7 protein-coding genes are annotated in these 11,258 nt (G+C 55.8%); 1 reads left to right on the top strand and 6 read right to left on the bottom strand.

Annotated features, from left to right (window positions below; genetic code table 11):
• Window positions 1-8: 8 nt before the first annotated feature.
• From Poly41_RS09080 to Poly41_RS09065, 4 genes are all read right to left on the bottom strand, one after another.
• On the bottom strand, window positions 9-1,304 hold the full coding sequence (locus Poly41_RS09080) for an efflux RND transporter periplasmic adaptor subunit (protein WP_146525569.1): 1,296 nt from the start codon (window positions 1,302-1,304) through the stop codon (window positions 9-11).
• 605 nt (window positions 1,305-1,909) lie between these two features.
• Entirely contained in the window at window positions 1,910-3,136 is a 1,227-nt protein-coding gene (locus Poly41_RS09075; RefSeq protein ID WP_146525568.1) for a hypothetical protein, read from the bottom strand.
• 180 nt (window positions 3,137-3,316) lie between these two features.
• Window positions 3,317-4,609, bottom strand: a complete 1,293-nt coding sequence (locus Poly41_RS09070; RefSeq protein WP_146525567.1) for a nickel pincer cofactor-dependent isomerase, group 22 — start codon at window positions 4,607-4,609, stop codon at window positions 3,317-3,319.
• Window positions 4,606-6,354 carry a hypothetical protein gene (locus Poly41_RS09065; protein WP_146525566.1) on the bottom strand — a complete coding sequence of 583 codons (1,749 nt, stop codon included), beginning with the start codon at window positions 6,352-6,354 and terminating at the stop codon, window positions 4,606-4,608. Before Poly41_RS09065 ends, Poly41_RS09070 begins: the two co-directional genes overlap by 4 nt.
• Window positions 6,355-6,441: 87 nt before the next feature.
• On the opposite strand from Poly41_RS09065, the gene Poly41_RS09060 reads away from it, so the two are divergent.
• Entirely contained in the window at window positions 6,442-7,965 is a 1,524-nt protein-coding gene (locus Poly41_RS09060) for a sulfatase family protein (protein WP_146525565.1), read from the top strand.
• Window positions 7,966-7,988: 23 nt separating this feature from the next.
• Here the strand turns inward: Poly41_RS09060 and Poly41_RS09055 are convergent, their stop codons facing one another.
• Together Poly41_RS09055 and Poly41_RS09050 are read right to left on the bottom strand one after the other, a co-directional pair.
• Entirely contained in the window at window positions 7,989-9,683 is a 1,695-nt protein-coding gene (locus tag Poly41_RS09055) for a BBP7 family outer membrane beta-barrel protein (protein WP_197231172.1), read from the bottom strand.
• A 100-nt stretch (window positions 9,684-9,783) separates the two neighbouring features.
• Window positions 9,784-11,064, bottom strand: a complete 1,281-nt coding sequence (locus Poly41_RS09050) for a cytochrome-c peroxidase (protein WP_231615526.1) — start codon at window positions 11,062-11,064, stop codon at window positions 9,784-9,786.
• Window positions 11,065-11,258 lie beyond the last annotated feature (194 nt).

Raw genomic sequence — 11,258 nt, 5'->3', positions numbered from 1 at the left:
CAATTTCGCTACTGCAACGCGGCTTGATGTTCGTTGATCTTCACGTCTTGGCCGGGGCGAAGACGCTCGTTGCCTCGCGTGATCACTAAATCGCCTTCGTTCAATTGCCCCGGAACCACGGGCGATACCGCGATCCAGCTTCCCAGCGAAGGACCCGTTGTCACCGGTACGATGTCCGCTTTTTTCTCAATGACACGAAACACCACCGCATTGGAACCGCTTAGCTGCAGGGCATCTTTCGGCACCAACGTGCGGGGTTCGAGCGTCCCCGCTGGCAACGTCACGCGAGCTAACATACCGGGCAAGAGTGGGTGACGGCCTTCGACCTTTTGGTTCGCGACCCTGACACGCACCGGGAACGTACGCGAACGACTGTCCGCCAACGGCACGATCCGCTCGATCGTTCCGACAAAGGGTTGATCCGGAATCGCCTCGACCGCGACATTGACAGCACCGCCAAGTTTGACGAACCGAATGCCTGTTTCGGGAACAAAGACCTCGATTTCAATGGGATCGATCTCGACCACTTCCGCGACCGCGTCGCCCTGCTTCACCCAGGCCCCCTTTTCCGACAGTTCAGCCGAAACGAAACCGTCGAACGGGGCGCGAAGGGTATACTTCTCTTTACGATCCCTCAAACCTTCGAGGATCTGCTTTTGAATTTCGACGTTGGCCGCTGCCTGATCAATTTTCTCCTGGCGGGGGCCTTCCTTCACGAGCCGCAACGAACTTTGGACTTCCTTGACCTTCGCTGCGCCCACAAGTGACTCCGCTTCTGCGGCCTCGTATTCATCTTGACTGATCCCCGTAGATTCACGGAACAACCGCTTCGCTCGATCCAGCTTGGCCATGGCATACGCATTATTCGCCCGAGCAACTTCGGTGAGTGCCTCGGCCAATGCGATTTCATCAGCCCGAGAGCCATTTCTCAGTTCGTCCAATTCCGCTTGGCGCAAGACCAGTTCGGCTTCGGCCCCCGCGATTTCAATCTCAATCGTCTTGGTTCGCAGTTGGGCCAGCGGCTGGCTTTGCTCGACCGCTTCTCCAGCCTTCACAAGAAAGTCCAAGACACGACCATCCACAGCGCTGCCAATCGTTACCTGCCGCCAAGGATTGACATTGGCAACAAACGCCTTTTCCGCAGAAAGGTCACGCGTGGTGACGGTTGCTACAACCACACTTGCCGGACCGCCTGGCCCTTGCGCGGATGCCGCCATTGGGGATCTGGCTGACCACGCTAGCAAAAACAGAAAGAAACCAGCAAACAAGAGTGCATTTGAACGCGAGTCATTCAGACGTTGCATCACAAAAACTTTATACAAGGTGGGAGTTTTTCATCTCAAATCGAGCTGACCATCAAGGCCGCCGCCGATTCAATCATCCGACGACTCAATAGCATAGATCGGCATCAACAAATTGACACCCATCCTCGTACCACTCGGCGAACAAAACGCGAAGCGGAGCCAGCAAAACGCGAAGCAAGGCCACGACCCCCTATCGAAAACGGACTTGCAATGTAGCGGTGAGGGAGGCGAGGAGAACGCAACGATTCGGGCTAACGGTTTGGCACAGCTAAGAATTCTCCGGAAGCGCCGAAAAAAAAAGCGGTTGCGAGATCTCCGAAGAAATCTCACAACCGCTTTGTAATTAACCCGCGAGAGAAGATCCGTCTCGACGTGGCAGCAAACCCACATAAGCTGCTCGTACGATTCGGGAACCGCTCGATACTAGCATCGGGTCGTCCACTCGGTTGACCCATGCCGGCTCTCAGTAGGAATCGACCGGATCGTGCTGATACTTCGGATCGTTCCGCAGGGATTGACAAGGAAAGCCGAAGCGAGGTTGAAACGGTAACGATTATGCCGATTAACCTCCGCCACCGATGCGTACGCTCGCAAACCGAATTCGCCTAAACCTCGTAGCGTTCTCTCAGGCATTGACGATGTGCTTTCGCTAAAGCCGCCCGAGCATGTTGTCCGGCGTTCGTCGCCGCATCGAAAATCGCTTCGAGCAAATTAGCGTAGTGATCCATCGAGGCTGCCCCAAGATCCCAGCCAGCTCGCATCAACAGGGTCAATCGTTCCGCGTCTTCAACGGTTTGTTTGGATTGATCGATCCAATACTGATACACGTCGTTCTGCGAACGCTGGATATTGTTGCCGACCAATGACTTCAAATAACTTGAATAAAAAACTTGTTCGGGTTCAAGTTGCTGCATCCGAGCAACACAGAACTTAACAGCTTGTGATTGAGTCCAATGCGTGTTGATGCGAACCGCCTGGTCCGTAAACGTCGATCGATAAGCACCTTCACGATAAACGTCCATCGCGTCGGCAACCCTTCCGCGGCGTTCCTCGGCGTAACCAGCGATATCCCAAGGCCACAGCAAATCAGGCGATTGTTCGATGCACTGCTTACCGTGTTCCGCAGCGGCATCCCAGTCTTGATGACCACGATCTTCATCACTCAACCCCAACTGCCTTGCGATCACTCGCCATGCGTCATTGGGCATCCGAGCATCATCAAACCGCCATTGGACAACATCATTCCAATCGAACCCAATCGACTGCGCGAACTTGCTGTCAACCGAATCCGACCACCGCTGGTGCAGCGAGGACTGGACCAATTCACACCGTACAGCAACCTCCGCCACATGGGACGAAAGCAGCGTGTCGGCAATCGAATCACACGGTGCGTCTGTGGTCAACAGATGCGAAACCGTGGGGGTTTGTTGCTCAAAGGCCCAGCGAACCAAAGGGTCATCAAGTGGAGCGAAATTTTGTTTTGGTATTTCCGCGGGAATGGCCAACTGGCGTCGAGGTCCCGGCAATCGATCGACCAAGGCTTCAAAAACAATCGCATCGGATAGTCTTTGCCCCCATGGCATCCAATCCCCACCGCCATGATACCACTGGATCGTTTCACCCATCCGGTTGTTTTCGCCAATGCGAACACAGAGCCAGTTACCAATCGAATCGCCGATGATGGGCAACAGGTCACAGGGCATCAAACCGGGCCAGATCGCATCGGGCGCATCGGCCAACAACTCGTCAGGCGTGACCGGACGGTCATACTCGCTCGTCCCCGTCTGCCTCCAAATCTCGTGGTCAAACCAATCGACCAAATCGCTCGACAAGGCACACTGATATCGCTCAGAAATCAGGTCAGACCATCGGTTGGGCGAAGACGGGGCGACAGACAAAGCAAGACGGCGATTACAGAGGTGGATGGAAAGGGAGACAGCAGACCGAGACTACCGAATTGTAATCAACGTCCACAATAGGAACCGGACGCAAGACCCGTAAAACTCGTATTTCTAGCGGATTCGGTTGGAAACGATCAGGTCGCCGACAGAATCAAAACGCAAGGGGGCTGGGATTTCGAGCGGGACGAGTCGAGCATCCGCCTCGGCTGCGGTCCAGTATGCCTCACTGCACATCACTTCACTAAGATCCAACGTGCTGCGAATCCAGAGCCAACGCAGCTCTTTTCGGTTGCGCAATCCCGACTGGCTTAAACAAGCGGTCAGGAGTTCACGGTCACAGTCAAAAGAAATCGGCACCGCGCCGGCACTCGGATGAGCACTGGTCAAACAATTGACTCGAGTCTTCGCATAATCGATCGATTCGATCACGTTCCGATGACAGTACTCAGCCATTCCGATCCCCGTGGCGTTGCCGTCCGTGTTCGCGGTCAAACCTCGCACGTAAATCTGGCGAACCTTGGGATACTCGTCCCTCGCGGCCACTCGATCGTTGGTCTTGCGGCCGACCACATTGGTGTCCATCCCGGTGCCGCTAATCTCCTTGCCAATCTCGTCGATGATCAATAAATCCACATCATTAAACGGCAACATCGGCATTTGAGATCGCGCCATCCGCAGCAGTTCAGGTTCAACCTCCAGCATCCGGTCTGGCGAAACCACTTCAACGTGCGAAACACGACCCAAGGCATCCTCAACGATTCCGATCCCGAGCGAAATCGGCATCGCATCGAGAATCCTCGGAACGATGTCTCGAGCCAAAGGGTCCAGGCAGTAATCGTGATCTCCGAACGCTTGATGATAGGTCGCAGCACCCCGGTGATTCCCCAAACCAATCAACAGCATCTTGACCAGGCCGCTCTCGTAACGCCCGGACAATCGAGTGTGAGGCTTGATACGGTTAATCATCACCAGATGATCCGATTCGCTGGCGATTCGATCAAAATGAATCGCCAGCCCCGATTTGTTCGTGTCCACGATCACCGTATCCATCGATGCATCGATCGGACAGCCAACCGTGGACTCTTCAATCCCCAACGATGCGAGCAGTCGGGTTTGCCCCTCGGCGGTTGCCCCCCCATGGCTGCCCATCGCCGGTACCACCTTCGCCTTGCCGCCGGCTGCATGGACGAAATCGACGACCGCTGCGACCACCGACTGCAACTCCGCCACACCGCGACTGCCAACTGCAATGGCCACCGATTGTCCACGCTTTAACCGCGAGGCAAAGCAGGATTTTCCGATTGCACCAACCACCCTTCGCGGGACATCATCGACCGGTCGCGATTCGAAAGATTGACGGAGCGGAAAAAACCAGGGTAAATCTCGCAAACCTGCCTTGCTCATTCGCCACGAAGCTCCAACGGATTCCACTTCACCTTGGGTCTCGCAAGCTGAAAACGAGTCGCCGCTGACTCGGTAACTTTTGTTCGCTGCAAATCGACCGCTTCCAAAGCCTCGAGCGATTCGATCACCGGCATCGCGGCATCGCTGACTTGAGTCCCCGTCAACCAAAGCGTGTCGAGTTGATGCTTGTCTCGCAAGACATTCACCACGAGATCGCCAGCATACGTGAAACTGAGGTCCAATTCCCGCAGCATCTTGGCCCGAGCGATCCAAGCTGCAATCCCATCGTCCACGCTTGTCGCTTCCAAGCTGATTTGCGCAAGCGACCCGGGATCGGCCACCAAACGTTTCACCTCATCACTCGTGACAGGAATCCGAGAGAGATCCAACCAATCGAGTGTCGTTTGCGGTGGGATGCTGCGCAGGCCTTCCTCAGTCACCTCACACCCCGCCAGACAGAGTCGTGCCAGCGGTTGGATGGCTGGGTTCTCCAACAGATCAACGTCGGACACCGACAAGAACGCACGCATTTCCGCCGCGGTAGGCTCAGGAGCCGGAGAATCGGCGAAGGGCAAATCGATTGCGTACAAACGGGCCAACTGGTTGAACACCCATCGACGATCCCCAGGATCACGATCCCCGTCGACAAGCAAATGAGTCAGTGCGATCGCGTGGGCGTACCAACGAGCAAGATCTGCGCGCTGCTGAGCGGCAACGCGCCCCTCGGGCCTCAGTTCGGATAGCGGCATGAAATCACCGCCAACGAGCGTTCGAAAGCGTGAATACTGCAACCGAGAGGCGTCCCACCCCCCCAGCGTTGCAACACGATCGGTCAACACCATCGACTCGAAGTATCCAGCGATCCCTTCAATCAGCCAAAAACCAGATTCTTCACCCGGAAAACGGTCTGCGGCGGCAGTGAACGAACGTCGGCGAGGTTGAGGGGTGGCTTCGCGAAACAATTGGTGCGTCAATTCATGCCGGCGCGTTGCCTCGGCGTCTCGGATTGCAGCCGTGTCAGCAATGCTGCGCTGGCCGAGGGGGTTCTCGGCACCAGCATAAAGGAACATCGTGCGGTTCGCGTCATCGTAGAAGCCGGTTGACCGCTGAATCCCTGGGAACCGGTCGGCCAGCGCGCGTACGTACTCGTTGGCATCGCGAAGTAAGACCACTCGCATCTTCCGACGGGGCCTGAGCCGGTTGGTCCGCGCGGCCAAGAACTCGGCCACGTCCTCGTCAGGGGACCACTGCGAAAACGCCGACGCCACCTGGACGCTGTCTTCCCAAAGCGGAAAAAACATCTGTGTCCAGACCCAATAGCACTGTTCCAAATCTTCGGCGACGCGACCTGTTTGCTGCGGAGACGCACGGGTCATGATCTGAAAATGGGGCGTTTCCATCTGCTGGTAACTACCGCGAGCAAAGCGAAGAAAGGCGGGAGCCGATCGACCGGGCGAGATCTTGCCCTCGACTTTCCCCGACAGCGGCAAACCAAGAAAACGCCGAATCGATGGGGCGGAAGGGTCTTCGGCGTGAGCCCTCCAAAGCTCAACGTACGCGTGCCACGACGGATCGCTCGTCTTTGCGTCGGCAAAAAGAACGTCTCCCGCAATCACATGGCCGCTGGCGTCGGCAGGCATGGAAACCGCAAACGTCGAGCGGTCGGCTCCGTCGGTTGTCCCCGTCCCCACCACCAGGGCAATCGCGTGCAATACCACCACAATTCGGTACGCGGAATGTGCCATGCGATGAAAAATCCATTAGACTAGGGATTCGAAATCTCGGATGAACGCTCATTATAGCCCACCACCCTTCAAACCTACCCCAAAACCATGCGTCTGTTAACAACCATTTTCTGTTTCCTGTTTACGCTTGCCGCGACCGCCGCGCCGGCAGCCGAAAAGAACGTCATCTTCTTTATCACAGATGATGAAAGCCCAACGTTGGGTTGCTACGGAGATCCCGTCGCTGTCACCCCCTCAATCGATGCGATCGCAGCCGATGGAATGGTCTTTCGCAACGCATTCGCGACGACCGCCTCATGCAGTGCTAGCCGCAGTGTGGTGATGAGCGGCATTCATAACCATCGCAACGGACAGTATGGCCACCAACATCACTACCATAAATTCGCGTCGTTTTATGACGTCGTTGGACTGTCGCTGCCGCGCGTGATGAGCCGAGCAGGATACCGCACAGCGCAGATCGGAAAGTACCACGTTGCACCCGAAACCGTTTATCACTTCGAAACCTACCTCCGAGGAGACGGTCGCAATGCTGTCGCGATGGCCGATCAATGTCGCGAATTCATCATCAACCGCGACGATGACCGCCCGTTCTTTCTGTACTTTGGTACCGCGGATCCTCATCGCGGCGGCGGTACCGATAAGCAATCATCACTTGCACTGAAGCCGGACCTGTTTGGCAACAAACCGAATGATGGTGCCCATCCCGGTGTCGACGAAGTCTTCTTCGATCCCAAAGACGTGCCGATCCCCGCCTTCTTGCCTGATACCGCTGAAACAAGAGAGGAATTGGCTCAGTACTACCAGTCGTGTGCGCGCATCGATCAAGGTGTCGGCCGGCTGGTTAAGATCTTGAAGGAAGCAAACCTCTACGACAAAACCTTGATCGTTTTTACGAGCGATCATGGCATGGCTTTTTCGGGGGGCAAGACGACGGTCTACGAAGGTGGCCTGCGTGTCCCCTTTGTGGTTCGCGATCCGTACCAACCGAACCGCGGTGTTGAGTCAAGTGCTTTGATTAGCCATGTCGACATCACTCCGTCCTTGCTCGATTACGCGGGTGGCTTGGATCCGAAGACCAACGGCCCCAAAGACCCAATCGACCCCAAGGCTTTCTGGACGAAGGAAGCCAGCACGCTTGTGGGCGAGAATCGTGACGGTGGCGAGAAGTTCGATGCCTATCAAGGAAAATCATGGCTACCCTGTCTGGCCAACCCTTCGGCTGCCCATCACGAGACGATTTTTGCCTCACATACGTTTCACGAAATCCAGATGTACTACCCCATGCGAGTCGTACGTGATTCCAAGTACAAATTGATCTGGAACATTGCTCATCCGCTTCCCTATCCGTTCGCATCCGATTTGTGGGCCGCCAGCAGTTGGCAAGCGCAATTCCAAAAAGGACTCGATGCACCTTATGGCAACAAAACGGTCGCGACCTACATCCACCGACCCGCATTTGAGCTCTACGATATCGCGGCCGACCCCGACGAAACCACGAACCTAGCAGAAAGCAGCGGCCACCAAGACATCTTGGATCGCTACAAAGCGAAGCTCAAGCAGATGCAAAAAGAACTCGACGACCCGTGGATCATGAAGTGGGACTACGAGTGAGATTCGCCTGCAAGCTGTGAGCTTTAATACACGTACTGTAGCCCGAAATGGATGCCGTGAACGTAGAAGGTTTTGTCGTTCATTCGGGGCGATGGACGGAGCGGATCGGCGATCGGCTCCGCCAAGTTCGACGCAAGCTGAGGATCAATCAATCCCGAGGTTTGGATCGCATCGGTCATCGCAACAATGTGGTAGCCGACCGTCACGTCAAAGCGTGGAAATTGGTGCCACCCCAGTGACAAGTCCAATTCGGGCACCCATCCAAAGGTATGGTCGGTGACCGTGCCGTCATTGGTGCTGCGAACCAGCAACCCATTCGGGTCGACGACGGTGGGCCCGTTGCTCGTCGCCGTGCTGCCTGCCAAAGTCGAGCGGCGAGTCAACTGGCCGAATGCGAACTTCAACAAGCTGTGGAACGACCAACATCCTTCACGATATCGGGTCGCCATCCCAAGCTGGCCGCCGTGAAATTCGTTTTCCGCTTCGAACGAATCGGTAATCGAGATGATCGAACCGAGCGGTGCTGCATTGTCCGCATCCGCAGTCGAAGTGCTAAAGGTCGTCAGGTTTTCAGCCATCCGCATGTACTGATAGCCGTACAACACATCCACGGTTCCGCCAAATCGAGAATACGCATGCTGGCGAACCGAGATGTCTGCCCCCGCGACTTCGCTCGAGAGGTTCACATTCGCAACCCCCAACGTGGTCAATCCCGGTGTCGCGATCACTTGTGTGTCCTGCGCCGCCGCCTGCCCGGTTGTGACGTTGAGAAAGGGCCGCGTGATCACGGGGAGGGTGTTTTGGTCGGCACTGAAATCGAATGTTTCATCGCCAGCGAACCAGCCGCGAAACACCAAACTTCGAGATCGACAATCGTCCAACCAAGTCCCGACCGTCAAACGACCGCCGGCGGTCATGTCGGCTAGGTATTCCGCATTGCCAACCAAGATTTGGGTTCCAGGACTGCCGATCTGACCCGGGTTGTTCGCCGTCGCTGGACCGGTCGTCAACAGCGGCGGCAAGTAGTCGCCGCTGCGAAACATCAACAACAGCTCAATCGAACCGAACCATCGATCGGGTGTGAAAGCGATGTTCGAATTGGCCCATGGCCAACACAATGTTCCGCATTGCCCATAACCATCGCATCCATAGGAATCGCATCCAAATCCATCACATGCTTGCGATCCGCATCCGCCACAACCCATCGACGAATCGTCATAGTAGATCTCGCCATTGCCGGCATACGCATCTTCGTAGATGATGCCGCCACCCGATGCGCTTTCAGCCATCGGCGTCGGCCAAGTCCCACTATCGACAATCGTCGGACTGCTAAGAACTTCGGTTGATTGAGGGCTCATCAAGATCACATCGCTATGAGCCACCTGCTTTAGTCGCGGCTGTGCCCGCAAGACAGTCTGGTCGCTACCGCGAGTCGCCATTTCCTCTTCGGTCGCAAAGAACTTACTTGCGTCCTCCAAAGGCACCTCGACCAACAAATCCGCCGAGGCGTCAGCGGGAGACAAAAGAGTTGGTGGACGGTAGACGCCACGATCCGGCTTCTTTGTTCGCACTTGGCCCGATGCTGGCGAAACCGCCGCGGCGATGCTAGCAACAACGAAAAATGAAGTGATGATTTCCGAAACAGAAATCGAATGGACGCGTGGCAATTTCATCGCGTAGGCTTCCGGAATGGCGAGCGAGTCTCGAAGACAATTCATGGGGACGCAAACATCCCCTCTGAATCGTCTTTCGACCATTCCGGTCGTACCGGTTGAGCAAATTTGGGAAGCTTTGCCGGTTATTCGGATTGTGACGGCACTATTCTGGCAAGCGTCCTTGCTCGACCATCGGGAAATCGCCCGTCAACCCTTCGACCATAAATGCAACCAAATCAGCCTTTTCCTGTTCGCTGAGGTCCAGCTTTTTCATTTTGTCGCTGAGCCACGGATTGGGGTGCCCGCCACGATCGTACCACTCGATCACTTCTTCGAGCGTCGCTTGGCTACCGTCATGCATGTAGGGTGGCGAGCTGGCCACGTTTCGCATCGTTGGCGTCTTGAACGCGCCACGATCCTTGTCTTGCTTGGTGACTTCATAGCGACCGAGGTCCGGTTTCTCGGCGTCCATTCCCACCCCAAGGTTATGGTATTGTTCATCGCTAAAGTTCCCCCCTGCATGGCAGGCGGTGCAGTTGGCTTTGCCGAACGTCAACTCCATGCCACGCTCTGCCGACTTGCTCATGGGGTGTTTCGCGTAGGCAGCCTTCAACGCATCGTATTGTTCTTTCAGTTCGGGTTCTTCGTCCAAGTATTCCAAGTCATCTGCGAAGGTCTCTTCAAACTTCTTCAGCGGCGAGTAAAAGTCATAGGGAGCCGGACCTGTGACGATCCCACGCTCAAACGTCGCCAACGCTTTGCCGACGTTCTCGATCGTCACCCCATCGGAAAAAATCGCATCGAATTGAACCTTGTAGCCGGGAATCGCTGCCAGGCATTCCACGCAAGTCGAATGGTTGTTCCCCATTTCAATTGGGTTTTCAATCGGCCCTACCGCCTGCTCTTCAAGCGACGCAGCCCGACCATCATGAAACTGAGCGGTGCTGACGATTCGGTTGTACGCGACAGGCGAGTTCCGGTTGCCTTCTTGGTCACGCACACCCACGCCAAACTGCGTGTTGGCTCCGTAGCCTTGATCGGGATCATGACAGGATGCACACGAAATCGTTCCGTCCGAAGACAAGCGAGGATCAAAGTACAGTTGTCGACCTAACTCGATCTTAGCTCGCGTCATCGGGTTGTCTTCGGGGATCGAGAGGTTCGCCCTCGCCACATCGAGGCCAACCGGTAAGGTAACTTCCAATTCCTTGTGGACTTCGGGGTTCGTCACCCAGGCCTTGATCTGGTCAACCGTCAAGGGTCCGTCGCCGGGAATCCCCGTCAGCAGATCACCTTCACCGAGAACCACTTGATTCGACATCGGCTTTGCATCGGTAGAGGGTTCGGCCAACGCCGACGGTGCGGCTGTCGTTGCGACGACAGCAACTGCGAGGAAACAGGCCTGGGGAAGGAAACATCGGGAACGAAAAACTCGGTTGCGCATCGGAAAATCTCTCGGGGGGGGATCTCTCGGGGAAAGAAAGTTGAAAGGTGTGGCCGCGAATAGCGAGCCGCAGCCTATTCGCGAATCATTGCATCAAAACAAAACGTTGTCGGACAACGGTTGATAGGTCGAACTTATTGTATCCGCTCGGTCTGCCACTCGCATCCTCCACAGCGTCTACCGTTGCCCTCCAT

Source organism: Novipirellula artificiosorum, from assembly GCF_007860135.1.
Lineage (GTDB): Bacteria > Planctomycetota > Planctomycetia > Pirellulales > Pirellulaceae > Novipirellula_A > Novipirellula_A artificiosorum.
This window is presented reverse-complemented; position numbering and strand designations above follow the sequence as displayed.

What these genes read in the sequence shown, in the direction of transcription:
- Poly41_RS09080 (WP_146525569.1), bottom strand. Translation starts at nt 1,304, where the DNA reads ATGCAACGTCTGAATGACTCGCGTTCAAATGCACTCTTGTTTGCTGGT.
- Poly41_RS09070 (WP_146525567.1), bottom strand. Translation starts at nt 4,609, where the DNA reads ATGAGCAAGGCAGGTTTGCGAGATTTACCCTGGTTTTTTCCGCTCCGT.
- Poly41_RS09065 (WP_146525566.1), bottom strand. Translation starts at nt 6,354, where the DNA reads ATGGCACATTCCGCGTACCGAATTGTGGTGGTATTGCACGCGATTGCC.
- Poly41_RS09060 (WP_146525565.1), top strand. Translation starts at nt 6,442, where the DNA reads ATGCGTCTGTTAACAACCATTTTCTGTTTCCTGTTTACGCTTGCCGCG.
- Poly41_RS09055 (WP_197231172.1), bottom strand. Translation starts at nt 9,683, where the DNA reads ATGAATTGTCTTCGAGACTCGCTCGCCATTCCGGAAGCCTACGCGATG.
- Poly41_RS09050 (WP_231615526.1), bottom strand. Translation starts at nt 11,064, where the DNA reads ATGCGCAACCGAGTTTTTCGTTCCCGATGTTTCCTTCCCCAGGCCTGT.